Source organism: Aeromonas sp. WP2-W18-CRE-05 (assembly GCF_014168615.1).
GTDB lineage: Bacteria > Pseudomonadota > Gammaproteobacteria > Enterobacterales > Aeromonadaceae > Aeromonas > Aeromonas caviae.
In genome coordinates this window covers 3,061,725-3,087,400 of the sequence record NZ_AP021917.1, presented here as the reverse complement: position 1 = coordinate 3,087,400, position 25,676 = coordinate 3,061,725, and the positions used below count along the sequence as shown (strand labels likewise).

The window sequence follows — 25,676 nt, the reverse complement described above, 5'->3', positions numbered from 1 at the left end:
ATTTTGATGAAACGATGAGATGGCAATAATGAAGCCATATAGTGAAATTGAGTTCATATCAGAGTTCAAAACAAAACCATGGAATTTCTTTAGAGGAAATGAGGGATTCTTGATTATGGACCGAGATTGGGGAGAGCATGGCCATTATCGTTCAACTGGGCGTCTTCTAACCTATATTGAACGGGGGATTCTATCACTAGAAGATCTTACGAAAGGAATGAATGCGTTTATCGGCACGCTAGATAAAGATAGTAAAGAAGATTTCTTTCAATTTACCGCTAGTGCTTGCTACATCTATTGCTCCATATATGATGTGGATTGTTATCCATATAAAATAGAAGATGACTTTTTTTACCAGGTCATGCTTGCCACAGTATTTCAAAAGAATATATTGATGGTATAACTTTTGACTACCATGTTCAACATTATGCATCTTTGATAAAAAAGGAATGCCCTAAATCAGGCTTGGCAAATCTTTTGCTGTGATACGTTTAATTTTATCTAGATTATAGTTGAGTGTTTTTTATTATGTGCTTTTGGTATTTTGGGTGTCTCTACTAAATTTCTTATTATCCTCTTGTTTAAAACTGCGGGTGTTATAGATGGTATATCGAGCTTTACTATCGATGTTATTAGCTAGTTTGCTTATTGCATGTTCTACAACTACACGACTCACCGAGTCTGAACTCTCCCAAGCCGCCCAGCAGGGCCAGGGCAAGGCGCAATATGAGCTGGCCAACCGTCTGGCGGCCAAGCCGGATTATCCTGAGGCGATGCGCTGGATGAAGCAGGTGGTCGAGCAGACGGGCCCCATGGCGGCAGATGCCGATATTCGGGGCAAGGCTGCACTACAGGTGGGAAGTTGGTATCAGGCGGGGTTGGGAGAGCCCAAAAATCCTGTACTGGCCAGGCAGTGGTGGCAGCGCTCCGCCAAGTTGGGCAATGCGGAGGCCAGCTATCAACTGGGTCAGGAGTGCCGGCAACGGCACAAGGGCAAGCTTACCAGTGAGTGCCTCGACTGGTTCGAGCAGGCCGCCAAGCGGGATCATGGAAATGCCCAACTGGTTCTGGGGCAGTGGTATGCAGGTCAGGCGGGGGCCGATGAAGAGGCCGTCAAGTGGCTGGAGAAAGCCGCTGAACAGGGTAATCGTGATGCACAATTCCAGCTTGGCGCTCGCTATGAGCAAGGGAAAGGGGTGATCAAGCGCGCCGATCTTGCCCTGCGCTGGTATGAGAAAGCCGCAGCCCAGCAACAGCCGGACGCTTTGCTGGTACTGGCGAGCAAGGCGCCCTCTGAAGAGGCATTCAGCCTCTATCAGCGCGCCGCCAATGCAGGGGCTGCTCCTGCCCAGCTGTGGTTGGGGCAGGGCTATCTGAGGGGGGATCTGGTTGCCCAGGATCTGGCGCTTGGCCGTTATTGGCTGGAGATGGCGGCAGGCAATGGTTCCCATGAAGCCGAATATCAATTGAGCCTGCAGCAAAGCGATATCACCGCACGGGAGCACTGGCTGAACCTGGCTGCTGCGGGGGGTGTGAGTCAGGCCCAGCTTGAACTGGCGACCCTGCAACAGGAACGGGGGGAGTTGAAAGCTGCGCGCAAGAGCCTCTCTCTGGCGGCCTCGCAGGGCAATGTCGAGGCTCGATATGCCTACGGCGAGATGCTGCGACTGGGGCAGGGTGGTGAGGCTGATTATACCGAAGCCATGAAACAGTATCGGGCAGCAGCAAACGCCAATCATCGGCAAGCACAATATCGCATGGGCATCATGCGTGAGCAGGGATGGGGAGCCCCCCGCAATAGATTGCATGCTTATGCATGGTATTTATTGGCCGCAACGGATGGCAATATTGATGCAACCGCCGCCAGCCGTGAACTTGAAAAAGGCATGACGGCACAAGAAAAAAGTGCCGGTCAAAAACTGGCGCAGCACTGGTTCATCAGACTGGATAAACACGGTGAAATGGGGCAGACGTCAGAGGACATATGATGTCATTCCCATAACATGAATGAGACATAGTGATAAAAATAACAGTGAGTGGATAAAGCCATTTCCCACTTATTATCGCCATCCAATACCGCCTTGATAATACATCCTGGCGGTTTTTTTGACAAAAATAACATCGGATGTTGTCAGAAAAATCTCTTTTTGTGTTCGGAAAGTGAGCACGGGTTATGGCTTATCATGAGAGGTCATGAAGATTTAAAATCAGATTTTTCCTATTTAACTCTTCACTAAATACAACTTTCCTACACTTCTTGTCTCAAGTTTACATTTTGATGGGTTGATTCTATCTCGTTGTTTTTATTGATATTTGTGCATTTATTTTCATTTTGATACATTTGCATATATATTTGTCGTTGACGTTATCATCATCAAAAATATACCATTCGCTACAAATGGCTCTTAAGCCAGATATGATCTCTAACGAAGAGTAGAGACGTAATCGGATTGTATTGAATAACAAGCTGAATGCTGCCTTTTGGATATCCAGGCTCTCTCCTGGAATATATCGAAAAGGCGTGGTTGGTTGGTGCTTTTTTGTTCATTTTCGTCCTGAGCACGTCAACTGTCATTTTTTACAGTTGCCGACAAAAGCATTGGCTATAAGCTTTTGGGTCTTCATGGATCCTCAACTTGGTATCTAGAGCATGGGAAAAGGGATTGATGGCGCCACTGTTGCGCCCAAAGAACGTATCAATATCAAATATGTGCCGGCAACCGGTGGCCAACAGGCGGAAATAGAGCTTCCGTTGACCATGATGGTGGTCGGAAATATGAAAGGGCGCTCTGAAGAAACCCCCATCGAGGAGCGTCAGACCGTCTCTATCGACAAGAATAATTTTTCTTCCGTCATGAAAGAATCTGCACTGGAGCTGAATTTTTCGGTTCCCAACCGCCTGGAGGAGAACAGCCAGGACGAGTTGCCCGTGTCGATCAAAATCCAGTCCCTGGAAGACTTCACCCCTGACAGCGTTGCCCAGCAAGTGCCCGAGCTGCGCAAGCTGCTAGAGCTGCGTGAGGCGCTGGTTGCCCTGAAGGGGCCGCTTGGCAATATCCCCGCCTTCCGCAACCGTCTGCAGGATCTGCTGTCCAGTGACGACGCTCGCGAGCAATTGCTCAAGGAGCTGGATTTGATTAAGCCTGCCGAGTGATCAGCAGATTAATTGACTGACTTATAAGGAAAAATTATGTCTCTGGTCGAAGAACAGGTTCAAGCGGGGGCGAGTGCAGCCTCCTCGTCCCTGCTGGACGAAATCATGGCGCAGGCCCGCATCACCCCGGTGGATGAGGGTTATAGCGTCGCCAAGCAGGGCGTTGCAGCCCTGATTGCCAACATTCTGGACAGCGGCACCACCACAGAGCCGGTGAACAAGGCGCTGGTGGACAGCATGATCGTCGAGCTCGACAAGAAGCTCGGCAAGCAGATGGACGTCATCCTGCACGCCAAGGAGCTGCAAGAGCTGGAGTCCTCCTGGCGCTCCCTGAAGCTCCTGGTGGATCGCACCGATTTTCGCGAGAACATCAAGATCCAGGTGCTGCACGCCACTAAGGAAGAGCTGCTGGAAGATTTTGAATTTTCTCCTGAAATCACCCAGTCCGGCCTCTACAAGCACGTCTATTCCAGCGGTTATGGCCAGTTTGGCGGACAGCCGGTCGGCGCCGTGATTGGTGACTACGCCTTCACCCACAGCTCCCCTGACATCAAGCTGATGCAGTATGTCAGTGCAGTGGGCGCCATGGCCCATGCCCCCTTCATCTCTTCCGTCGCCCCCGCCTTCTTCGGGGTCGACAGCTTCACCGATCTGCCCTCCATCAAGGACCTGAAATCGGTATTCGAAGGGCCGGCCTACACCAAGTGGCGCTCCCTGCGCGAGTCGGAAGATGCCCGCTATCTGGGTCTGACTGCACCGCGCTTCCTGGCGCGTCTGCCCTATGATCCGACCGAAAACCCCATCAAGGGCTTCAACTATCAGGAAGAGATCAGCTCGAACCATGATCACTACCTGTGGGGCAACACCGCCTATCTGATGGGCACCTCCCTGACCGACAGTTTCGCCAAGTACCGCTGGTGCCCGAACATCATTGGTCCGCAGAGTGGTGGCGCCATTCACGACCTGCCGGTGCACGTCTATGAGGCCATGGGTCAGTTGCAGGCGAAGATCCCGACCGAAGTGCTCATCACGGATCGTCGTGAATACGAGCTGTCGGAAGAGGGCTTCATCACCCTGACCATGCGCAAGGACAGCGACAACGCCGCCTTCTTCTCCGCCAACTCGGTGCAAAAGCCCAAGGTGTTCCCGAACACCAAGGAAGGCAAGGAAGCGGAGACCAACTACAAGCTGGGTACCCAGCTGCCCTACATGTTCATCATCAACCGCCTGGCCCACTACATCAAAGTGCTGCAGCGCGAGCAGATCGGTTCCTGGAAGGAACGCCAGGATCTGGAACGGGAACTCAACAACTGGATCCGTCAGTTCGTGGCCGACCAGGAGAACCCCCCTGCGGACGTGCGCAGCCGTCGTCCCCTGCGTGCCGCCCAGATCAAGGTGCTGGACGTGGAAGGGGAGCCGGGCTGGTATCAGGTCGCCATGGCCGTGCGCCCGCACTTCAAGTACATGGGAGCGAGCTTCGAGCTCTCTCTGGTAGGTCGTCTGGACAAGGAATAAAGCCCGATGCCGCATCTCTCATCCTGGGATAGAGGCAATGCGGCCAGTCTGTTTGATCGCATCCGGGGGGAGGGGCTTGGCTCCTCCCCCCGTTCGGAAGTGGATGAACTGGTGGACTCTGTCAAACGGCAGCTCGATCAGATCCTCAACACCCGTCCCGGCAACTGTCGCAGTGCCCCCGAACTTGGCGTCATCGATCTCAATGACGCCACCCAGGGGAGTGCCGACATCAAGGGGCGGATCCGGGAGGCGATCCGGCAATGCATCCGCCGCTATGAGCCGCGGATCGTGCATGTGGAAGTCCGTTCACCCGACTATCAGGCGAGCCCGCTTGAGATGACGTTTCAGGTGACGGCCCACGTGCGGCTGGAGCAGCTCGAGCAAGTTACCTCGTTCAACGTCCACATGGACAGTCACCGTCACTACCGCATGGTCTGATCAATGTCGCTGGAACATTACTTCAGGGATGAGCTGGCTTTTTTGCGCCTGCAAGGGCGCGAATTTGCCGACGCCTATCCCGAGCTCACCCGCTTTCTGTCGGAGCAGAACACCGATCCGGACGTGGAGCGCCTGCTGGAGGGGTTCGCCTTTCTCACGGGCAACCTGCGCGCCAAGATTGAGGATGAGTTTCCCGAGCTGACCCATGGTCTGCTCAACATGCTCTGGCCCAACTACCTGCGTCCCGTGCCCAGCATGACCATCATGCAGTTTTCGGTCATTCCGGGGGCCATCGCCCAGCCGGCGCTGGTCAGTCAAGGTTGTCAGCTCGACAGTCTGCCCCTGGACGAGGTGACCTGTCATTTCCAGACCTGTCACGATACCTGGGTCTATCCGGCCGATATCCGCCACATCGCCGCCCAGAGCGGTAACGACCTCTCCACCATCTCGCTGGATATCGCCCTGCATGCCCCTCTGCCGCTTAGCGAGCTGCAGCTGGACAAGCTGCGCTTCTTCCTTGGTGGTGACAGCTACACCGCCTATGAGCTCTACTTCTGGCTCTCCAACCAGCTCTCCCATATCGAGCTGGAGATCGACGGCAAGCGCTTTCGCCAGGAGGCCAAGGCCCTCAAACCGGTCGGCTTCGAGCGCGGCGATGCGCTCTTGCCCTACCCGAACAACGTCTATTCCGGCTACCGGATCCTGCAGGAGTACTTCTGCTTCCCGGAAAGCTTTCTCTTCTTTGATCTCTCCGGTGGCGACTGGCCCAAGCAGCCGTTGCCGGTGAACGAATTCAAGGTGCACTTCTGCTTCGATCGGCCGTTGCCGGCGGAGCTCAAGATCCGTCCCGACTCCTTCATGCTCAACTGCGTGCCGGCCATCAACCTGTTCCAGCACGACAGCGAGCCGGTCAACCTCAATGGCCGTCAGGCGGAGTATCCCCTCAAGGCAAGTTATCGCCACGCCGACAGCTTCGAGATCTTCTCGGTGGATCAAGTGGAAGGCTGGGTCGAGGGGAACCTCGGTCGCTCCCGCGGCACGCCGCGCATCTATCAGCCATTCGAGAGCTTTCAGCACCAGATCGAGCGGGCCAAGCAGCGGCTGGCGCTCTACTACCGGGTGCGGGTCAAGGAGGCGGTGAGCGGGGATGGTTTCGAACACAGCCTCTCGTTCGTGCGTGGGGATGAAACCACAACGGTCGAACTGGATGAATCCATTTCGGTGACGCTCACCTGCACCAACCGCTCCCGCGCCGCCCGCCTCAAGGTGGGCAGCGTCTGCGTACCCACCGGCAGCTCGCCCTCGTTTGCCACCTTTCGCAACCTGATCCGGCCGACTCGGCCGCTGCGCCCGGCCCTGGACGGCAGTCTGCACTGGACGCTGATATCCAACCTGTCGCTCAACTATGTCTCCCTGCTGCGCCGCGATGCCCTGGTGCAGGTGCTGCGCACCTACGATTTTCCGGCGCTGCACGACAAGCAGGCGGAGCAGGCCTCGCGCAAGCGGCTGGCGGGGATCGAGGAGATCGAAACCAGTCCGGTGGACCGGCTGGTGCGCGGCATGCCGGTGCGGGGGCTCAAGTCGGTGCTCTCCATCCGCCAGTCCGCCTTTGGCAGCGAAGGGGAGCTCTATCTGTTCAGTACCGTGCTGGCCCACTTCTTCTCGCTCTATGCCAGCGTCAACGCCTTCCACCTGCTTGAGGTGGTCAATCTCGACAACAAGGAGCGCTACCAATGGCCAGTCCAGATCGGTCAGCACTCCCTGATGTGAGCGCCGCCCGGGAGGCGCCCCGTTTCAACTTCTTCCAGCTGGTTGAGCTGCTCAACCGGCTCGATGGCGCCGATCAGGAGCGAGGGCTCGACTACCTCCCCGGTGACGAGAACATCCGCTTCAAGGCGACCGCCTCCTTGGGGTTTCCCACCAGCGACGTGCTGCAGATTGGCCGGGACGGGCAGGGGCGCCACGAGCTGGAGGTGGCCTTCCTCGGCCTGCACGGCAGCCAGTCGCCGATGCCCGGTTATTACCTCGATTCGTTGGCGTGGGAGTACGCCCAGGGGGAGCAGAAGCTCGGCCTGTTTCTGGACTTCTTCCACCACCGTCTGCTGACCCTGCTGCACCGGATCTGGCGCAAGTATCGCTACCACGTGCGGTTTCAGGACAACGGCGAGGATGGTTTCTCCCGCCTGATGTTCGCCCTGGTGGGGCTCGGCAATGAGTCGGTCTGCCAGAGCCTGCCGGTCAACCGGGCCAAGATGCTCTCTTATGCGGGCATGCTGGCCAGCCCCAGCCGCTCCCCCGAGGTGGTGGCCGGTCTGGTGGCCCACTGCTTCGATCTGGCCGACGTGCAGGTGAGCGCCTGGCAGTGGCGCAAGGTGCCTATTCATGAGGATCAGCAAAATCGCCTCGGCGGCGCCTGCGCCACCTTGGGGAGCGATTTTGTCATCGGTGACAAGGTGAATGACTGTGCCGGCAAGTTCTTGTTGAAGATCAACAACCTGAGCTTTGGCCAGTTTCTCGGCTTTCTGCCGAACGGGGAGCACTTCCAGGCTTTGGTGACCTTCGTCTCCTTCATCCTGCGCGATCAGCTGGCCTGGGATCTGCGCCTGGGTTTCGGCCAGGAGCAGGCGAGGGGACTGAGGCTCGGTGAAGAGCAGAGTGCCCGCCTGGGGTGGAGTACCTTTCTCGGCCAGCCGCCGAGTGATCCGTTCGTGACCATCTGCGTGCAGGAATAAGTGCAGAGATCAGCAGCGCAGAAAATTTAACTACAGGAATCAGTGCAGGAGTAACTGTGGACGATTTTAACCAGCAACTTTCCCTGGTGGTGCTCAACAGCGAACAGCTCGATGGCAGCCAGCAGGTGCAGTACCGCTTCGACGAGATGGGGGGGACCCTGGGGGCCTCCGAACAGGATGACTGGCAGCTGCGCGACAGGCTGGGGGCCGTCATGCCCGCCCACGCCCGCATCGAGCTCAACGACGGTCGCTTCTGCCTGTGCGATCTGAGCGGCCAGACCTATATCAACGGTGCCACCTCGCCCATCGGGCGGGCCCGCAAGGTGCATCTGGAGCAGGGGGACGAGCTCGTGGTCGGCCCGTTCCGGCTGCGCGCCTACCTGGGGGCCATCACCCCCGAGCAGAGCCTGCAACAGGTGCTGGGCAACCGCCCCACCGAGCAGCTTGACGAGTGGCTGACCAGCGATGAGCCCGTTGCGCCCGCAGACGATCCGCGCACCCTGGCGGCCGATCCCTTGCTGGCATTGCAGCAGGAGCGCAGGGCGCCCAATCCGTTGATGGATGGCCCGCTGGCGGACGGTCGCCTGCAGGCTTCACTGCGTTCACAACCGGATGTGGACGCCCCCCCTCTTGCCCCTTTTTCTGCTGTCGAGAACACCATGAACCAAGAATTTCTGGATATGCCCGCCATCGAGAACCATCCCGATTATCAGCTGTCGCTGGACGGCGTCGATCACGTCGCCCTGACCCCGCTGATGCGTGGCCTAGGTCAACCCTTGCAATTGCAGGACACCCAGCAGGCCCACGACATGCTCGAAGAGATGGGCAAGACGGTGCGAGCCATGGTGGAGGGGCTGCTGCAGTTGCAAAACGAACAGGCGGCGCTGGCGGACAAGCACCTGCGTCCCATCGAGGACAACCCGCTGCGCCTGGGCCTTGATTATGACGAGACCCTGGCGGTGCTATTTGCCGAGCAGAAGAGCCCGGTCCACCTGAGTGCGCCGGCGGCGGTGGCCGAGAGCCTGCACAACGTGCGCATCCACCATGTGGCGAACCAGCAGGCCATCGGCGCGGCGCTTGACAGCATCCTGCAGGCGTTTTCGCCGCAGGCGCTGCTGGGGCGCTTCGAGCAATACCGCCGCAGCGGTGCACCGGGCACGGCCGACGAAGGCTGGGCCTGGGACATGTACCAGCACTACTACCGCGAGCTCACCTCCGCCCGTCAGCAGGGGTTCGACAAGCTGTTCCACCAGGTGTATGCCCAGGCCTATGACCAGGCCGTGCGTCAGCAACAGGGACTGATTGGATGATACGAGCGCTGATGCTGGGCGCCGCGCTGCTGGCCCTGGCAGGTTGTACCACCATGGGCAAGATGGCCGATGTGGCCATGAACCCGGATATCCAGGTGGGCAGCAACAATGATCAGCCCTCTACCCTGGGGCTGAGTCTGCTGGCGGAGCCTGACGTCAACCCCAACGAGAGCGGGGAGGCGGCGCCCATCGAGTTTCAGGTGGTGCTGCTGGCGGAAGATTCCAAGCTGCTCGCCACCGACTATGACCAGGTGACTGCGGACGTGGAGAAGGCCCTTGGCAAGAACTACCTGGACCATCAGGACTACACCCTGCTGCCGGGCCAGTTCAAATACCTGCCCCCCATCAAGCTCGACGAGAAGACCCGTTACATCGGGGTGATCGCACGCTACGCCGACCCCGACAGCGCCGAGTGGCGCAAGGTCATCAAGATCAAGAGCAAGGGAACGGCTTATCAAATCCTGGTGCACCTGCGCCTGGATGAAGTGGAACTGCAAAAAGAAGAAGAATAACCATGTCGAGTCGAAATCGGGTTATCTGGCGTGAGGGGCTGTTCATCAAGCCCCAGCACTTCCAGCAACAACAAAGACATTCGGATTACGCGCTGCACGCTCGCCTGAGCGCGCTGTCCGACTATTTCTATGGCTTGCAGTCGCTCGCCATCAACGAGGACTACCTGGGGTTTGGTCGCATCGCCCTGGTGGGGGCCACCGGCATCCTGCCGGACGGTACCGTATTCAACATCCCCAATGACGACGTGCTACCGACCCCGCTGGAAGTCACCGACGCCTCGGTGGCCAACCAGAAGGTCTATCTGGCGCTGCCGCTCTCGGTGAGCGGCGTCAACGAGGTCAATCAGGGCGGTCAGGTGGCCACCCGGTTGCAGGCCCATCGCCACGACGTGCGCGATCTGCACAGCGAAGGGGGGGACGTGGTCTCCCTCGAAGTGGGGCGGGTCAGCCTGCGGCTGATGCTGGAGCGGGAAGATCGCAGTGCTTATGCCTCTTTGGCGATTGCCCGCATTCTGGACAAGCGTCCGGATGGCGGCCTGGTGCTGGATCCCAACTTCATGCCCTGCAGCATCAGCGTCTCCGCCATCCCGACCCTCAAGCGCTTCCTCGGCGAGTCGGCCGGCCTCGTGGCCGAGCGGGCCCGCAGCCTCTCCCAGCGCATCGCCGCGCCGGGTCAGCAGGGGGTGGCCGACGTGGCCGAGTTCATGATGCTGCAACTGCTCAACCGGGCCCAGCCCCAGCTCTCCCATCTGGCGCGCCTTGGCACCCTGCACCCCGAGCGGCTGCATGAGGCGCTGGTGCAGCTGTGCGGCGAGCTGATGACCTTTACCGACGAGTCCCGCCTGCCGCCCGAGTTCCCCGCCTATCGCCACGACGATCAGCAGGTGAGCTTCGAGCCGGTGATGCTGGCCCTGCGCCAGGCGCTCAGCACAGTGCTGTCGCCGCGCGCCGTCTCCATCCAGCTGCGCAAGCACCAGTACGGCATCATGGTGGCCATGGTCAACGAGAGCGAGCTGATGACAAGTGCCGACTTCGTGCTGGCGGTGCGTGCCCGCATGCCGCAGGAGCAGCTGCGCAAACAGCTGCTGCAGCAGACCAAGGTGGCCTCCAGCGACAAGATCCGCGAGCTCATCAGCCTGCAACTGCCCGGCATTCCGCTGCTGCCGCTGCCGGTGGCGCCGCGCCAGCTGCCCTACCACGCCGGTTACAGCTACTTCCAGCTCGACCGGCAGAGCCCGGCCTGGCAGATGCTGGCGGTGGGCAACACCCTTGCCTTCCACATCGCCGGCGACTTCCCCGAGCTCGACATGCAGCTCTGGGCCATTCGCAGCCAGTGATCGCACCAAGGAATAAGCAGAGATGACCACGGACATTATCAAGAACGAGCAACTCAGCGACCTGCTGTTCGATCATGCCGAGCAGCTGGACATGGATTCGGACTACTGGTTCCGCCTGCGCGGCCAGAGCATCAACCCGATGATCGATGCGGTGACCCCCTTGCTGGGGCTGGTGCAGCGGGTGCGCCTGCTGTCCCGTTACGACCGGGTGCCCGAGCTCTACCAGCGGGTGGTGACCGAGATCCAGGCGATCGAACAGGAGCTGATGGCCCAGGGCTACGAGAACGGGGTGGTGCTGTCGTTTCGCTACATCCTCTGCACCTTCATCGACGAGGCCGTGATGGGCCGCGACTGGGGCAGCCAGAGCGAATGGTCCGAGCACTCCCTGCTGACCCGCTTTCACAACGAGACCTGGGGCGGCGAGAAGGTGTTCGTGCTGCTGGCCCGCCTGCAGGAAGACCCGGTGCGTTATCGCGACATTCTGGAGTTCATCTACCTCTGTCTGTGCCTCGGTTTCGAGGGGCGTTACAAGGTGATGAGCAAGGGACAAGGGGAGTTCGAGCGCATCGTGCGCCAGCTGCACAAGCAGTTGGCCCCCGAGGCCGGTGGCGAGGCGCCCAGCGTGTTTCACCTCGATCTGGGCCAGCAGGCCTCCCGCTACCAGCTGCGCAAGCAGGTCTCCCTGCGCAGCCTGTTCATGGGCGGCGCGCTGATCCTGGCGCTGATCTTTGGCCTCTATCACCACCAACTCAATAACCAGACCCAGGACGTACTGCGTCAACTGGGCGAATTATTAAAATAAATACCTAAGGAGAGCACGCCTTGATTCGTATAGAGCTACCGGTACTGGTGGAAAGACTCAACCCCATCTGCCGTCACATGCTGGAGGAGGCCGCGGCCCTCTGTGTCAATCACCAGGGAGCTGAGATCCGCATCGAGCACCTGCTGCTCAAGATGCTGGAGACCCCGCTGAGCGACGTGCGCCAGATCCTGAAGGTGGCCGAGGTGGAGGTGGAAGAGCTCAAGACCCTGCTGCAACCGTCCGCTGCCGACGGCAGCTATGGCCAGGGTTACCCCTCCTTCTCGCCCATGCTGGTGGAGTGGCTGCAAGACAGCTGGCTGCTCGCCTCTGCCGAGCTGCAACACGCCCAGCTGCGCAGCGGCGTCATGCTGCTGGTGCTGCTGATGACCCCCCAGCGCTATTTGCCGGGCTCGGTGACCCGCCTGCTCGCCAAGGTCAATCGCGAGCTGCTGCGCCAGCAGTTTGACGAGTGGGTCAAGGAGTCTGCCGAGACACAAGTCACCACTACCCCCGGCGGCAAGACGGCCCAGGCCTCGCTGCCGGCCGATGCCAGTCTGCTGGCCCGCTTTACCGTCAATGTGACTGAACAGGCCCGCCAGGGCAGCCTGGATCCCGTGCTCTGCCGGGATCACGAGATCGATCTGATGATCGACATCCTCTCCCGTCGTCGCAAGAACAACCCCATAGTCGTGGGGGAGGCCGGTGTCGGCAAGAGCGCCCTCATCGAGGGGCTGGCTCTGCGCATGGTGGCGGGCCAGGTGCCCGAAAAGCTGCGCGGGGTCGAGCTGATGACCCTGGATCTGGGTGCCATGCAGGCCGGCGCCTCGGTCAAGGGGGAGTTCGAGAAGCGCTTCAAGGGGGTGATGCAGGAGGTCAAGGACGCCGTGCAACCGGTCATCCTGTTCATCGACGAGGCGCACACCCTGATCGGGGCCGGCAACCAGGCCGGCGGACTGGATGTTTCAAACCTCATCAAGCCGGCGCTGGCCCGGGGCGAGCTGCGCACCATCGCCGCCACCACCTGGGGCGAGTACAAGAAATACGTGGAAAAAGACGCGGCCCTGTCGCGCCGCTTCCAGCTGGTGAAGGTCGGTGAACCCGATGCCGACGAGGCCACCGTGATCCTGCGCGGCCTGCGCAGCATCTACGAGAAGGCCCACGGGGTGCTGATCGATGAGGAGGCGCTGCAGGCTGCCGCCCAGCTCTCCGCCCGTTACATCTCCGGCCGTCAGCTGCCGGACAAGGCGATTGACGTGCTCGATACCGCCTGTGCCCGGGTGGCCATCAACCTCACCACGCCGCCGCGCGCGGTCAGCCACCTGCAAAATGCGCTGCGCCAGCGCGAGCTGGAGATCCGCCAGCTGGAGCGCCAGAGCCTGATTGGTCTTGGTGACAACGCAGAGCGCCTGGCCGAGTTGCAGGCGGCCCAGCAGGCTTGCCGTGAAGAGCTGGCCGAGCAGGAGGCCCGGTGGCAGCAACAGCAAGGGTTGGTGCACCAGATTGTCGAGCTGCGCGCAGCTCTCTTGGCCGATCAGCAGGATGAGATGCTGGCCAGAGAGGCGCTGGATCTCGCCGATGCGCCCCTCGATCCGCAGGCCGCTGCCGAGCAGCTGGCTACCCTCGAGCGCGAGCTGGCCGAGCTGCAGCAAGGAGAAGTGCTGGTCTCCGCCCACGTCGACAAGACCCAGATTGCCGCCGTCATCGCCGAGTGGACTGGGGTGCCCCTCAATCGCATCTCCCAGGGGGAGCTCGATGTGGTGACCCGTCTGCCGGAGTATCTCGGCGAGCTCATCAAGGGGCAGGATGTGGCGGTGGCCCACCTGCACAAGCACCTGCTCACCGCCCGCGCCGATCTGCGTCGTCCCGGCCGTCCGCTGGGGGCCTTCCTGCTGGTGGGCCCGAGCGGGGTCGGCAAGACTGAAACCGTGCTGCAGATTGCCGAGCTGATGTTCGGTGGTCGCCAGTACCTGACCACCATCAACATGTCCGAGTATCAGGAGAAGCACACCGTCTCCCGCCTGATCGGCTCGCCGCCCGGCTACGTCGGTTTCGGCGAGGGGGGCGTGCTGACAGAAGCCATTCGCCAGAAGCCCTACTCGGTGGTGCTGCTGGATGAAGTGGAAAAAGCGCACCCGGATGTGCTCAACCTCTTCTATCAGGCGTTCGACAAGGGCGAGCTGGCGGATGGGGAAGGGCGCATCATCGACTGCAAGAACGTGGTCTTCTTCCTCACTTCCAACCTCGGTTTCCAGACCATCGTCGACCATGCCGAGCAGCCCGACGTGCTGCTCGATGCCCTCTATCCGGAGCTCGCCGCTTTCTTCAAACCGGCCCTGCTGGCGCGCATGGAGGTGATCCCCTATCTGCCGCTGGGTCACGACACGCTAGTACAGATTGTGGGCGGCAAGCTCAACCGGCTGGTCAAGCTGCTCAAGGAGCGCTTTGGCGCCGAGGTGGTGCTGGACGACGAGGTGGCCGAGGAGATCCTGCTGCGGGCCAATCGCAGCGAGAACGGCGCCCGCATGCTCGAATCCGTCATCGACGGCGCCCTGCTGCCGCCGGTCTCCCTGCAACTGCTGCAGCGCCTCTCGGCCGGTGACCCCATCAAGCGCGTCCACTTTTCCGTGGCCGATCACCAGTTCGTGGCCGAGGTGGGGGCTTGAGTATGGAGCAAGCCCTCGCATTTGCCCTGGCCCTCACCGCTCAGCGCGATGAGCTGCACCTGTGCCACTGGTGGAGCTCGACCCTTCATGCCAGCTTCCAGCCCAAGGGGCTGCTGCTCGGCATGCTGGATGTGAGCGGCCGTCAGCTGGAGTGCCAAGGCTGGGTCAGGGGGAAGGAGGTGGCGCTGGGGCTGGCGGTGGACGATTTTTCCCACCCCCTTGCCTATGTGCTGCACAAGGCCCAGTCCCGCACCTGGGACTCCCTCTACGGCGGTGCCCGCATCGAGCACGCCGGCTTTCGCGCACTGCTGGCCAACCTTGGCCAGCAGTGCGGGCTGCACGCGTATCCGCTGCTGGATGGCAACGGCAAGCCGTTTGCCGTGCTGGCCCTGATGGATGAAGGGGAGGTGCTGCGGGCCTGGGCCGACGGCCCCGAGCTGGCCCAGCTCTCCCAGGTCTTTTGCAACCAGCTCACCCTCATTCGCGATCTCGGTCGCAGCCGGCGGGATCAGGGTGTACTGCGCGACTCCCTGCGCCAGATAAAGGGGGAGGGGGAGCGGCTGCGTCAACACGAGAAGCTGCTCGGCGATCAGCTGGTCGGCCAGTCGGCGGTGATCCGCGGGCTGCGCGAGCAGATAAGCCAAGCCGGCCAACACAAGCTGACCGTGCTGATCCAGGGGGAAACCGGCAGTGGCAAGGAGGTGGTGGCCCGGCTGGTGCACCAGTGTTCCGATCGCGCCAACAAGCCCTTTGTGGCCATCAACTGCGCCGCCATTCCGGAGAACCTCATCGAGAGCGAGCTGTTCGGTTACCAGAAAGGAGCCTTCTCCGGCGCCCTTGCCAACAAGACCGGGCTGGTGGCCCAGGCCAACGGCGGCACCCTGTTTCTGGACGAGGTGGGGGACATGCCCGCCGCCATGCAGGCCAAGCTGCTGCGGGTGCTGGAAACCCGCAGTTACCGGCCGCTTGGGGCCGAGCAGGAGTATCACTCCGATTTTCGCCTCATCGCCGCTACCCATCAGCCGCTCACCCGCCATGTGGAGGAGGGGCAGTTTCGGGCGGACCTCTATCACCGCCTCTGTCAGTGCCTGCTGCTGATCGCCCCCCTGCGCGAGCACATGGATGACGTGCCGCTGCTCTGTCAGCACTTCATGGCCCAGTTTGCCGCCCAGGATGGCAAGACGCTCGCCGGCTTACAGCGCAAGTTCTTGAAACAGCTGCAGACCTATGACTTTCCCGGCAACGTGCGCGAGCTGCGCAACCTGCTGGAGGTGGCCTGTGCCCATACCCGTCACGGGGAAGAGGTGGTGCTGGAGGCGCTGCCGCCGGAGCTGCGCGAGCGGGTCTGCGTCGAGTTGCCCAGCACCATGGACGATTACAACCACATCCGCGATCTGCGCCGGGCCATGCAGCAGTACGAGGCCTCGGTCATCGAGGCGCGGCTGCGCCACTTCCAGGGCAATCGGATGCTGGTGGCCGAGAGCCTCAACATTCCCAAGCGCACCCTGGATCACAAGTGCCAGAAACTGGAGGTGAACTGATGAGCATCCTCGGCTTGTTACCGCTGCTGCTGGCCACCAGTGCGGCCGAGGTCCCGCTGGACATGGCGCGCTGGCAGGTCTGCCGGCAGGAACCCTCACCGCTGGTGCGGCTCGCCTGCTACGACGCCATCGGCAATGGCGCGGCCAGTGTCGCCGAGGGAACTGCCCCCAAGTCGGCGGCCTGGCAGGCCATCTGGGCTCAGGAGCAGGCCCGCACGCCAGCGAGCGCCCCCTTCCTGCTGCAGAGCGACGCTGGCCGTGGCAGTGAAACCCTGACCCGCCCGGCACTGCGCGGGGCGACCCTCTCCATCGGCTGCGTCGACAGCATCACCCATATCCGGCTGCGGCTGGATCAGCCCTGGAGTGGCGAGAAAGTGCAGGTCGAGCTGGATGGTCAGCCGAGTGCCGGCTCCCAGAGCTGGTTTATCCGGGATCAGGGTCTGTTGCTGGAATATGGCCGCGGTCTGCCCGCCATCGAGGAGCTCAAGCGCTGGCTGGGCCATCGCGAGCTGCAGGTGCGGGCCGACAACGGCGCCCTCTTGCGGGTTGACTTGAGCGGCCTGAAAGAGGCGCTGGCACCGCTGCGTCAGCAGTGCCGCTGGTAGGGGGGACGATGAGCTATCAACACCCCTGGTGTGCACGCCTGCTCACCAGCCTGCCGGATGAACAGATAAGAGGCGCGGTGCTGGCTGACGAGCCGCGCTGGGACTACGTGGAGACCGAGCTGGTCAAGCTGGGATCCCTCGCTCACAGCCAGGTGGATCTCAATGCGGTAGCCGAGGCCTGCCTCGGCTTGCTGGAGAGCCGCACCAAGGACATGCGGGTGCTGGCCCAGCTGCTGCGCTGCCTGCAGCACCCGGCCAAGGCGACCCCGCTGGGGGCGGCGATCAGCCTGCTGGAGGCCTGGATCCAGGCTTACTGGCTGCTGGCCTGGCCCGGCAATGCCAGCCAGAAACAGCGGCTGATGGTGCAGATCGTCAGGCGCTTTGAAGGGGCCCTGCCGCGCATTTGCGAGAGCGCCTCGGCGGCCGAGCTGGCCCAACTGCTGGCCCAGGCAGAGCAACTGGAGCGGGTCTGGCTGGCCCAGTGTCCCGACAAGGGGGAGCTGCTCGACCCGCTGGTGATGGGTCTGAAGCGGGCCCAGCGCCAGCAGGTGGCACAGGCCGAGGCCAATGCCGCCGGGCAGCCCCAGAGCAGCGGTGCGGCGGCAGCGGGCTCCCCGGCCTCGGTGGCGTCGACCGCCAGCGGTGCCGGCGCCATGGTGCTCAGCGGCGGTGGCAGCAGTGCCGGCGTCGACATCGACAGTTCCAACGATCGCGCTTGGCGCCAGACCCAGCTCAAGGTGGCGGAGCTCCTGATCGAGCGTCAGCCTGATGCCGCGGTTGGCTATCGGCTGCGCCGTCACGCCGTCTGGGCCGGGATCACGGCGGTCCCCATGAGCGGGGCGGGCAATAAAACCCCGCTGGCACCCATGTCGGCGGACATGGTGGACGAGTACCGCGCCGCCATGAACGCCCCTGATCAGGGGCTCTGGCAGCGCATCGAGCAGAGCCTGACCCTGGCGCCTTACTGGTTTGAAGGACACAGGCTCTCGGCCGAGGTGGCCCAGAAGCTCGGCTTTGGGGCGGTGGCCCAGGCGATCGCCGAGGAGCTCGGCGCTTTTCTGCAGCGTCTGCCGGCCCTGCGGGACCTCGCTTTTAGCGACGGCTCGCCGTTTCTCTCCCCCGAGTGCAGCTGCTGGCTGCAACCGGCCAAGGGCGGCAGTGCCGGCAGTGGCGAGGCGGGGCTGGCCGAGGAGGTAGCCCAGCGCCACGGCGAGCAGGGGGTCGCGGCGGCACTTGCCCTGCTCGATGAGCGGATTGCGCAGTTGAAAGAGCCAAGAGATCGCTTCCACGCCTTGCTGGTGCAGGCGGAGCTGTTGGCGCAGGAAGGCATGGAGGCGCTTGCGCGCCAGCACTATCAACACTTGTGGCAAGAGGCCAGTCGCCTTGGGTTGTCGCACTGGGAGCCCGGGCTGGTCAACCGCCTGGAGAGCCTGGCGGCGCCGTTGTCGAAATGAGTGCCGAAATGAGTCATTGAGTCGGAGTTGGATCACATTTTATGTTCAAAACCATTTTTACTTTTCTGCGGCAACAGCTGCCGAAATTGAAACCCTCCTGGCCCCTGCTCGGTGCTGTGCTCTGGGTGCTCGCTCTCATCCTGGTGTGGTGGCTGGCCCCTCGTCTCGAGCTGCGCGGCGCCAAGCCGTTCGCGCCGCTGTGGGGGCGGGTGGTGTTCACCCTGCTCTGGCTCTGGCTGCTGCTGGGAGTGGTCTCCTGGCGGGTGTGGCGCAAGATGCAGCAGCTCAAGGCCGAGCGCCAGCACGAGGTGGTGCTGGAGCAGGATCCGGTCAAGGGGCTCATCGACAGGCAGGCGCTGTTCCTCGATCGCTGGCTGCAGGCGTTGAATACCCATCTGGGCAAGGGGGCGCTCTACGCCATGCCCTGGTATCTGGTACTGGGCCTGCCCGGCAGCGGCAAGAGCAGCCTCATTCACCGCGCCAACCCGGCCAACAAGCTCAACCCGAGACTCGATACCGAGCTGCGGGACGTGGCGCAGGATCAGCTGGTGGATTGCTGGCTGGGGGAACAGGCGGTGATGCTGGATCCCGCCGGTGTGCTGCTCTCCCAGAGCGAAGCCGAACTGGATCCGCAGGCGCGCAAGCATGAGCGGCTCTGGCTGCATCTGCTTGGCTGGCTCAATGAACACCGTCGTCGCCAGCCCCTCAACGGCCTGGTGCTGACCGTGGATCTGGCCTGGCTCTCCCACGCCAGCGTGGCCGAGCGCAAGGCTTATGCCCAGCTGATGCGCTCACGCCTGCAGGAGGTGTCGGCCACCATGAATACCCGGTTGCCGCTCTATGTCACCTTCACCAAGCTCGATCTGCTGCGCGGCTTTGAGGTGATCTACCAGCAGCTCGACAAGGAGGCCCGGGAGGCCGTGCTGGGGGTGACCTTCAAGCCGGGCGCCGACTGGCAGCAGGATCTGGCCCTGTTCTGGGATCAGTGGGTGGACAACCTCAACCAGAATCTGCCCGAACTGATGCTGAGCCGGCTCGATGCCGCCCAGCGCAACGCGCTGTTCTCGTTCGTGCGCCAGCTGGCGGGCCTCAAGGATTACGTGACCAGCCTGCTGGCCGAGACCCTGGCCATCGAGGAGAGCAAGCCACTATTGGTGCGCGGGGTCTATGTCAGCTCCGTCTATCAGCAAGGGGTGCCGTTCGATGCGTTTGCCCAGGCGGCCTCCCGTCGCTACAACCTGCCAGAGCCCATCCACTCGGCCCTGCGCGGGGAGTCCAACACCTATTTCGTGCGCCAGCTTTTCTCCTCCATCATCTTCCCGGAGGCCCATCTGGCTGGCGAAAACCGGCTGCACACCCTCTATCGCCGGCGCCGCATGGCCATCGGCCTCAGCTGCCTGTCGCTCTTCTCGGCCGCCCTCATCGGTGGCTGGCACTACTTCTACCGGGTCAACGAGGAGGCGGGCCGCAACGTATTGACCAAGGCCCAGGCCTTCATGGAGACCAACGAGGTGGCCGATGCCCACGCCTTCGGGGTGAGCCAGCTGCCGCGCCTCAACCTCATTCGCGAGGCGACCCTCTCCTTTGGCAACTACCGCGAGCGGATGCCGCTGGTGGCGGACCTCGGCCTCTACCAGGGGGACCAGATTGGTCCTTATGTGGAAGGCTCCTACCTGCAACTGTTGAGCCTGCGCTTCCTGCCGGCCCAGATGCAGGGGTTGCTTGAGGATCTCAACCAGGCACCTGCCGGCAGCGAGGAGAAGCTTGCCATCCTGCGGGTGATGCGGATGCTGGACGATGCGTCCGGTCGCAACAAGGAGCTGGTGGCGCAGTACATGGCGAGCCGCTGGCAGAAGGCCTTCCCGGGGCAGGGGGCGGTGCAGGAGCAGCTGATGGGGCACCTGGACTATGCCCTCGACCACACCAACTGGTATGGCGCCAGGGCCGAGCGGGATCAGGCCGCCATCACCGCCTTCGTGCCGTTCAAGGAGCCGGTTTACGGTGCCCAGCGCGAGCTCGGCAAGCTGCCCATGTATCAGCGGGTCTACCAGAATCTGGTGGTGAAGGCCGGTGATGTGTTGCCGCCGGATCTCAACGTCCGTGACGAGGTGGGCCCCACCTTCGACACAGTGTTTGCCCTGCGCAGCGACAACGCCGGCCAGGTGCCGCGGCTGCTCACCTGGCCCGGTTTCAACGACTTCTTCCTGAAACAGGACAAGGCGCTCATCGATCTCACCGCGATGGATGCCTGGGTGCTGGGCCAGCGCAAGCTGAGCCAGCTGAGCGAGGCGGATCGCAAGGAGATCACCCGTCAGGTCAACGACCGTTACGTCACCGATTACGTCAACCAGTGGCAAAAACTGCTGACCAATCTGGACGTGCAGACCCTGGAGAGCCCGGTGCAGGCGCTGGACGTGCTCGCCGCCATCACCGGCAACGATCAGCCGTTCCAGCGGGTGCTGGCCTCGCTGGATGACAACACCCGCATTCGCAAGATCTCCGATGTGGAAGGGGACCCGGCCCAGGCCATCAGCGCCCGCATCGGTCGTCCCTTTATGGCCACGAATGGAGTATTGGCTGGACGTGGTGAGCAGGGGCCGCTCATTCAGGAGGTCAACCAGAAGCTGGTGGAGCTGCAGCACTATCTCGAGCTCATCGTCAACGCCACCGAGCCGGGCCAGTCCGCCTTGAAAGCGGTGCAGCTGCGCATGACCAACAAGTACGCCGATCCGGTGTTCGCCCTGCAGCAATATGCCCGCAGTCTGCCGGCCCCGCTCGATCGCTGGGTGGGTCAGCTCTCCGAGCAGAGCTCGCGACTGGTGATCGACCTGGCTATGTCCTCCCTCAACCAGGAGTGGCAGGACAAGGTGCTGACCCCCTTCAACAGCCAGCTGGCCGGCCGTTATCCGTTTGATCCAAGCTCGAACAAGGACGTGCCCCTCTCCGAGATGGAGCGTTTCTTCGCACCCAATGGGACGCTGGACAGCTTCTATCAGGTCAACCTCAAACCCATGGTGGAGAGCGGCCTGATGGAAGGGGAGTTCAGCTCGCCCATCCAGGCCGAGCTGGTGAAGCAACTGGACCGTGCTGCCCGCATCCGTCAGATCTTCTTCAGTCAGCAGGGCAACCTGGAGGTACAGTTCGCCCTCGAGCCCATCGAGCTCACCGCCAACAAGCGGCGCAGTGTGCTGAACCTGGACGGCCAGCTGCTGGAGTACGCCCATGGCCGCCGTACCAAGATCCCGTTGGTGTGGCCCAACACCATGCGCGACGGGGCCGAGAGCAAGATCACCCTGGTGCCGGCCGCCCGCGAGCGCTCACCGCGCAGCGAAGGCTTCGTCGGCCCCTGGGCCATGTTCCGCCTGATGGACAAGGGGGAGCTGACCCAGGTCAATGACGCCACTTTCGATGTGCGCTTCCCGGTGGATCAGGGGGCCATGACCTATCGCGTCTACACCGACAGCGCGCAAAACCCCTTCACCGGCGGCCTGTTCAGTCAGTTCAGACTGCCCGAATCCCTCTATTGATCGCGTCGGGGGCACGTTGTGCCCCCTTCCTGCGTTGGAAGTTCATATGTCACAGAATCAGCAAGGTCAGCAGGCCCTGAAAGTGGGGCGCGACCCCAGGATGTTGCCGGAGTACGAGGCGCTGCGGGCCGAGATCAACAAGCTCAGCCACGCTTCGCGCCCCGAGGTGGACTGGCAGCGGATCCATCAGCTTGCCAGCCTTATCTTCGAAAAACACGGGGTGGATCTGCAGACCGCCATCTACTTCACCCTGGCCCGTTCGCGCCTGCAGGGGCTGAGCGGTTTTACCGAAGGGTGCGAGTTTCTCGCCAACCTTATCGTCACCCAGTGGGAGAGCTTCTGGCCGCCGGTCCATCAGGAGCGGGCCCGCATCGAGATGCTCGACTGGTTCATTGCCCGCATCAGCGACGTCATTCGCCAGTACCAGATCAGCCACGAGGACAAGCGGCTGATCTATCGCTGCGAGCGGGCGCTGCAGCTCATCAGCGAGAAGCTGCACAACGCGGATCTGAGCCGCATTCCCCGGGTCGAGAATCTGGTGCACTTCATCGAGGGGTATACCCACCTGTTCGATGAGACCGAGATCGTCATCGTCTCCGACGAGCCGGGCCTCAAGGAGGATCTGCAGATCCCGCCCATGGTGTTCTTCAAGTCAGACATGGAGAGTGATCACGGCGGCACGGTTTCGGCATCGACCCCGCACCTGCCCCAGGGCAGCATTCTGGTGGGGCGCGAGAAGGGGCAGGTCAAGCCCACCGTGCTGAAGATTGAGCAGCACCGAAGGCAGCGTCCCGCCTGGTTCTGGTTTGGGTGCGGCCTGCTCAGCTGTGCCCTGCCGGTGATGGGCTGGCTCGGCTGGCAGCAACATCAGCAGGAGAAAACCGTGGCGGCCCAGCGTCTGGTGCAGCCGGCCGCCGAGCTGCCCCGAGCCCTCAGCTATGACGACATTCGCCAGGCCCGCATCGTGCTGGGGGAGCAGACCCTGCAGAACATGGAGAGCGATCTGGTGGCCCGCTATCAGAACCAGTTGACCCGGCTCGAGCAGACGTCGCCGCTCTACTGGTATCGCTACGGCGAGGGGCTGCGCAACTCGCTCTTGATGCTCTATCCCGACTCGTTGGCGGTCAAGGCGATGGACAAGCAGTGGCAGGCGCAGCTTGGCGGCCAGCAGGGGGATGTCATCAGCGTGCCCACCTACCTGGATGCCCGCGCCGGGGTGGATGCCCTGCTCGATCAGCTGCTGGAGCTGGAGCGCCAGCGCAAGACGGTGACCATCTCCTACCTCAAATCCCAGCTCTACGAAGTGCAGAAGAACCTGATGCAGAACATCCCGTTCAGTCTGCGCCTCGGTGAACTGGAGGCGAGAAAAGCCTCCCAGGAGCCCATCACGGCTGCCGAGCTCAAGAGCCTGGAAAATGATCTGAAAGCGCTCAATATCCGCCTCTATCAGCTGCAGCAGGGCGCTTCCGGTAGCTGAACGTGCTGCTATGAGCAAAAAATTGCGCAAGACGTGGTGGGTTTGACTGGCAAGGCAAAGTTTGACGGGAAACTTGCCCTGTCTTGCGCAATGGATTGCAGCAGATTGGTCAGGCTCAACGAGATTGAATCGTAATTGACTGATTTTTAATGTGATTGTGGGCGACTTTGCCATGGCATGGAGGCTGCTGGGTCGCCGTTCCAACTGTCTCTGCACCAGGCTGCGCTTGCACCATGGTTGCCCCACGGAGAATCCAGATGTGTCCTTCTATTGCATTGCTCGGTGATATCGGCACCGACCACGAGGGTTTCCACCCATCCCCCGTGATTGCCGCCAGCCCCGATGTGTTCCTCGATGGCAAGCCGGTGGCCCGGCAGGGTGATCCGCTGGCTCCCCACGACAAACCCAACAATCCACCTCATCCGCGCAGCATCTCGGGCGGCGTCGGCTCTGTGCTGGTGAACGGCAAACCCATCGCCGTGACCGGCACCGCCGTCGGCTGCGGCGGCGTGGTGATTGGTTCAGGCAGCGGACAGGCAGGTTAAGGAGCGCTTCATGGCAGACAGCACAGGATTACAATTTACCGTCAAGGTGGAGGCCCTGCCCGAGAGCACCTTCGTGGTGGCCGAGTTTGCGCTGGATGAAGCGCTCAACCGGCCGTTCAACCTGCGCCTGGAGCTGGCAAGCGCTCAGCCCGACATCGACGTTGGCGCCGTGTTGGACCAGCCGTGCGAGCTGCTGGTGTGGTACAACGGCGAGCTGCAGCGTCGGGTGTGCGGGGTGGTCAGTGACTTCGCGCAAGGGGATAGCGGCTTTCGCCGCACCCGCTATCAACTCATGGTGCAGCCGGCCCTGTGGCGGCTGTCACTTCGCCAGAATTCCCGCATCTTCCAGGCGCAGAAGCCCGATGAAATCCTCAGTATTCTTTTGCAAGAGCATGGCATCACCGACTATGCCTTTGCGCTCAAGAATGAGCACGCCAAGCGGGAGTATTGCGTCCAGTATCGGGAAACCGACCTCGATTTCGTGAATCGCCTCGCCGCCGAAGAGGGGATGTTCTACTTCCACGAATTCGAGCAGGGCAAGCACCGCATCGTCTTTGCCGATGACTCAGCCGCCCTGACCGCTGGCCCCGAACTCTTCTTCAACCTCGGCAACCGCTCGCTGGAACAAGGGCCCTATGTGCGCCAGTTCCACTATCGGGAGGCAGTGCGCCCCTCGGATGTAGAGCTCAAGGACTACAGCTTCAAGACTCCCGCTTATGGTCTCTCTCACAAGAAGCAGGGCACAGAGCTCGAACACCAGCGCGATACCTACCAGCACTTCGACTATCCGGGCCGCTACAAAGCGGACCCGAGCGGTAAGGCGTTTGCCCAACATCGGCTGGATGCGCTGCGCAATGACGCGGTGGCGGGCCAGGCTAAGTCCAACTGCGCCGCCTTGCTGCCGGGGCAGAGCTTCTCGCTCACTGAACATCCCAACGGCAGCCTCAACACCGACTGGCAAATCGTGCGTATCCAGCACACCGGCTTGCAGCCCCAGGCGCTGGAAGAGGAGGGGGGCAGCGGCCCCACCATCTACCACAACGAATTTGGGGTGGTGAAAGCGAGCACCACCTGGCGAGCGCGCATCGGCAGCCCGGAAGTCCCTCATAAGCCGATGGTGGATGGCCCGCAAATTGCCATGGTGGTGGGCCCCGACGGTGAGGAGATTTACTGCGACGAGCACGGCCGGGTGAAGCTGCAATTCCCGTGGGACCGCTACGGCAGCTCCAACGACCAGAGCTCCTGCTGGGTGCGGGTCTCCCAAGGCTGGGCCGGCGGTCAGTACGGCATGATGGCCATCCCGCGCATCGGCCACGAGGTCATTGTCTCGTTCCTGGAGGGGGACCCCGACCAGCCCATCGTGACCGGTCGCACCTACCACGCCACCAATCGGCCGCCCTACGAGCTGCCGGCCAACAAGACCCGCACCGTGCTGCGCACCGAAACCCACCAGGGTGAAGGCTTCAACGAGCTGCGCTTTGAAGACCAGGCGGGGCAGGAAGAGATTTACATCCACGGTCAGAAAGACCTGAACGTGCTTATCGAGAACGATGCCGCCTGGCACATCAAGCACGACCTGCACACCGATATCGACAATGAGCGGGTGACCCGCATCAAGGCCAACGACCACCTGACGGTGGAGGGCGAGAAGCGCGACCAGATAAAAGCCGACTACTCGCTGACGGTGGATGCCAGCCTGCACCAAAAGCTGGGGCAGTCCCTGCTGGTGGAAGCCGGTCAGGAAGTGCATATCAAGGTGGGTGACAAACTGGTGCTGGAGGCGGGTTCTGAAATAACCCTCAAGGGAGGCGGCAGCTTTGTGAAAGTGGATCCTAGCGGCATCAAGCTGGTGGGCCCCGCCATCAAACTCAACGCCGGCGGCAGCGCAGGCTCAGGCTCTGGCTGGGGTGGCAAGGCCCCCGTGGTTCCCAAGGGGGTAGAAGTGGTCAAGGCTCCCGAACTGGTTGAACTCATCAAGGCCATTCCCACCGAGAAGGCGATGGAGGCGCTCTTGAAAGAAGAGAAGCCTGGCGCGTTTTACCTCTTTTCTGAATAAGGAAACAG

The 25,676-nt window shown here is 61.8% G+C and carries 19 protein-coding genes; all 19 read left to right on the top strand.

What is annotated here, in order from left to right; translation table 11 throughout:
* Positions 1 to 19: 19 nt before the first annotated feature.
* The 19 genes from H7R73_RS14370 (at position 20) to tssI (ending at position 25,668) form a co-directional block, all read left to right on the top strand.
* Positions 20 to 403: a hypothetical protein gene (locus H7R73_RS14370; RefSeq protein WP_103259947.1), complete on the top strand. Its 384-nt coding sequence runs from the start codon at positions 20 to 22 to the stop codon at positions 401 to 403.
* Positions 404 to 626: 223 nt separating this feature from the next.
* Positions 627 to 1,988, top strand: coding sequence for a tetratricopeptide repeat protein (locus tag H7R73_RS14365; protein ID WP_232092696.1), 1,362 nt, complete (start codon positions 627 to 629; stop codon positions 1,986 to 1,988).
* Between the two features lie 662 nt (positions 1,989 to 2,650).
* Complete coding sequence (tssB, locus tag H7R73_RS14360) at positions 2,651 to 3,154, top strand: type VI secretion system contractile sheath small subunit (RefSeq protein WP_041215379.1); 504 nt, start codon at positions 2,651 to 2,653, stop codon at positions 3,152 to 3,154.
* A gap of 36 nt (positions 3,155 to 3,190) precedes the next feature.
* The gene (gene tssC / locus H7R73_RS14355; protein ID WP_042015701.1) at positions 3,191 to 4,669 is read left to right on the top strand and encodes a type VI secretion system contractile sheath large subunit; all 1,479 of its coding nucleotides are present in this window, start codon (positions 3,191 to 3,193) and stop codon (positions 4,667 to 4,669) included.
* Between the two features lie 6 nt (positions 4,670 to 4,675).
* Positions 4,676 to 5,107 (top strand): type VI secretion system baseplate subunit TssE, encoded by a 432-nt coding sequence (tssE, locus tag H7R73_RS14350; RefSeq protein WP_042015698.1) that lies wholly within the window; start codon positions 4,676 to 4,678, stop codon positions 5,105 to 5,107.
* Positions 5,108 to 5,110: 3 nt separating this feature from the next.
* Positions 5,111 to 6,877 carry a type VI secretion system baseplate subunit TssF gene (tssF, locus tag H7R73_RS14345; protein WP_103259949.1) on the top strand — a complete coding sequence of 589 codons (1,767 nt, stop codon included), beginning with the start codon at positions 5,111 to 5,113 and terminating at the stop codon, positions 6,875 to 6,877.
* On the top strand, positions 6,841 to 7,839 hold the full coding sequence (tssG, locus tag H7R73_RS14340; RefSeq protein ID WP_103261119.1) for a type VI secretion system baseplate subunit TssG: 999 nt from the start codon (positions 6,841 to 6,843) through the stop codon (positions 7,837 to 7,839). Before tssF ends, tssG begins: the two co-directional genes overlap by 37 nt.
* 56 nt (positions 7,840 to 7,895) lie before the next feature.
* Positions 7,896 to 9,149 carry a type VI secretion system-associated FHA domain protein TagH gene (gene tagH, locus H7R73_RS14335; RefSeq protein ID WP_103259950.1) on the top strand — a complete coding sequence of 418 codons (1,254 nt, stop codon included), beginning with the start codon at positions 7,896 to 7,898 and terminating at the stop codon, positions 9,147 to 9,149.
* Positions 9,146 to 9,661 carry a type VI secretion system lipoprotein TssJ gene (gene tssJ / locus H7R73_RS14330; protein WP_041215374.1) on the top strand — a complete coding sequence of 172 codons (516 nt, stop codon included), beginning with the start codon at positions 9,146 to 9,148 and terminating at the stop codon, positions 9,659 to 9,661. Before tagH ends, tssJ begins: the two co-directional genes overlap by 4 nt.
* Positions 9,662 to 9,663: 2 nt before the next feature.
* A complete protein-coding gene (tssK, locus tag H7R73_RS14325) occupies positions 9,664 to 10,998 on the top strand; it encodes a type VI secretion system baseplate subunit TssK (RefSeq protein ID WP_029301183.1) in 1,335 nt (444 codons plus the stop codon).
* Between the two features lie 22 nt (positions 10,999 to 11,020).
* The gene (icmH, locus tag H7R73_RS14320; protein ID WP_010634228.1) at positions 11,021 to 11,800 is read left to right on the top strand and encodes a type IVB secretion system protein IcmH/DotU; all 780 of its coding nucleotides are present in this window, start codon (positions 11,021 to 11,023) and stop codon (positions 11,798 to 11,800) included.
* Positions 11,801 to 11,820: 20 nt separating this feature from the next.
* Positions 11,821 to 14,463, top strand: coding sequence for a type VI secretion system ATPase TssH (gene tssH, locus H7R73_RS14315; protein ID WP_103259951.1), 2,643 nt, complete (start codon positions 11,821 to 11,823; stop codon positions 14,461 to 14,463).
* A gap of 2 nt (positions 14,464 to 14,465) precedes the next feature.
* Positions 14,466 to 16,004 (top strand): sigma-54-dependent transcriptional regulator VasH, encoded by a 1,539-nt coding sequence (gene vasH / locus H7R73_RS14310; RefSeq protein ID WP_103259952.1) that lies wholly within the window; start codon positions 14,466 to 14,468, stop codon positions 16,002 to 16,004.
* On the top strand, positions 16,004 to 16,609 hold the full coding sequence (gene vasI, locus H7R73_RS14305) for a type VI secretion system-associated protein VasI (RefSeq protein ID WP_042015688.1): 606 nt from the start codon (positions 16,004 to 16,006) through the stop codon (positions 16,607 to 16,609). Before vasH ends, vasI begins: the two co-directional genes overlap by 1 nt.
* Positions 16,610 to 16,617: 8 nt before the next feature.
* Positions 16,618 to 18,063 (top strand): type VI secretion system protein TssA, encoded by a 1,446-nt coding sequence (tssA, locus tag H7R73_RS14300; protein WP_103259953.1) that lies wholly within the window; start codon positions 16,618 to 16,620, stop codon positions 18,061 to 18,063.
* Positions 18,064 to 18,104: 41 nt separating this feature from the next.
* Positions 18,105 to 21,590: a type VI secretion system membrane subunit TssM gene (gene tssM, locus H7R73_RS14295; protein WP_103259954.1), complete on the top strand. Its 3,486-nt coding sequence runs from the start codon at positions 18,105 to 18,107 to the stop codon at positions 21,588 to 21,590.
* A gap of 46 nt (positions 21,591 to 21,636) precedes the next feature.
* The gene (locus H7R73_RS14290; RefSeq protein WP_103259955.1) at positions 21,637 to 23,067 is read left to right on the top strand and encodes a VasL domain-containing protein; all 1,431 of its coding nucleotides are present in this window, start codon (positions 21,637 to 21,639) and stop codon (positions 23,065 to 23,067) included.
* A gap of 257 nt (positions 23,068 to 23,324) precedes the next feature.
* Positions 23,325 to 23,612 carry a type VI secretion system PAAR protein gene (locus H7R73_RS14285; protein ID WP_005300007.1) on the top strand — a complete coding sequence of 96 codons (288 nt, stop codon included), beginning with the start codon at positions 23,325 to 23,327 and terminating at the stop codon, positions 23,610 to 23,612.
* A gap of 10 nt (positions 23,613 to 23,622) precedes the next feature.
* On the top strand, positions 23,623 to 25,668 hold the full coding sequence (tssI, locus tag H7R73_RS14280) for a type VI secretion system Vgr family protein (protein WP_103259956.1): 2,046 nt from the start codon (positions 23,623 to 23,625) through the stop codon (positions 25,666 to 25,668).
* Positions 25,669 to 25,676 lie beyond the last annotated feature (8 nt).

Excerpts from the sequence above, each read along its gene's own strand:
- tssF (WP_103259949.1), top strand. The coding sequence starts at position 5,111 with ATGTCGCTGGAACATTACTTCAGGGATGAGCTGGCTTTTTTGCGCCTG.
- vasI (WP_042015688.1), top strand. The coding sequence starts at position 16,004 with ATGAGCATCCTCGGCTTGTTACCGCTGCTGCTGGCCACCAGTGCGGCC.
- tssJ (WP_041215374.1), top strand. The coding sequence starts at position 9,146 with ATGATACGAGCGCTGATGCTGGGCGCCGCGCTGCTGGCCCTGGCAGGT.
- tssK (WP_029301183.1), top strand. The coding sequence starts at position 9,664 with ATGTCGAGTCGAAATCGGGTTATCTGGCGTGAGGGGCTGTTCATCAAG.
- tssG (WP_103261119.1), top strand. The coding sequence starts at position 6,841 with ATGGCCAGTCCAGATCGGTCAGCACTCCCTGATGTGAGCGCCGCCCGG.
- tssM (WP_103259954.1), top strand. The coding sequence starts at position 18,105 with ATGTTCAAAACCATTTTTACTTTTCTGCGGCAACAGCTGCCGAAATTG.
- H7R73_RS14365 (WP_232092696.1), top strand. The coding sequence starts at position 627 with ATGTTATTAGCTAGTTTGCTTATTGCATGTTCTACAACTACACGACTC.
- H7R73_RS14285 (WP_005300007.1), top strand. The coding sequence starts at position 23,325 with ATGTGTCCTTCTATTGCATTGCTCGGTGATATCGGCACCGACCACGAG.
- H7R73_RS14290 (WP_103259955.1), top strand. The coding sequence starts at position 21,637 with ATGTCACAGAATCAGCAAGGTCAGCAGGCCCTGAAAGTGGGGCGCGAC.
- tssI (WP_103259956.1), top strand. The coding sequence starts at position 23,623 with ATGGCAGACAGCACAGGATTACAATTTACCGTCAAGGTGGAGGCCCTG.
- tssC (WP_042015701.1), top strand. The coding sequence starts at position 3,191 with ATGTCTCTGGTCGAAGAACAGGTTCAAGCGGGGGCGAGTGCAGCCTCC.
- tssB (WP_041215379.1), top strand. The coding sequence starts at position 2,651 with ATGGGAAAAGGGATTGATGGCGCCACTGTTGCGCCCAAAGAACGTATC.
- H7R73_RS14370 (WP_103259947.1), top strand. The coding sequence starts at position 20 with ATGGCAATAATGAAGCCATATAGTGAAATTGAGTTCATATCAGAGTTC.
- vasH (WP_103259952.1), top strand. The coding sequence starts at position 14,466 with ATGGAGCAAGCCCTCGCATTTGCCCTGGCCCTCACCGCTCAGCGCGAT.
- tssA (WP_103259953.1), top strand. The coding sequence starts at position 16,618 with ATGAGCTATCAACACCCCTGGTGTGCACGCCTGCTCACCAGCCTGCCG.
- icmH (WP_010634228.1), top strand. The coding sequence starts at position 11,021 with ATGACCACGGACATTATCAAGAACGAGCAACTCAGCGACCTGCTGTTC.
- tssE (WP_042015698.1), top strand. The coding sequence starts at position 4,676 with ATGCCGCATCTCTCATCCTGGGATAGAGGCAATGCGGCCAGTCTGTTT.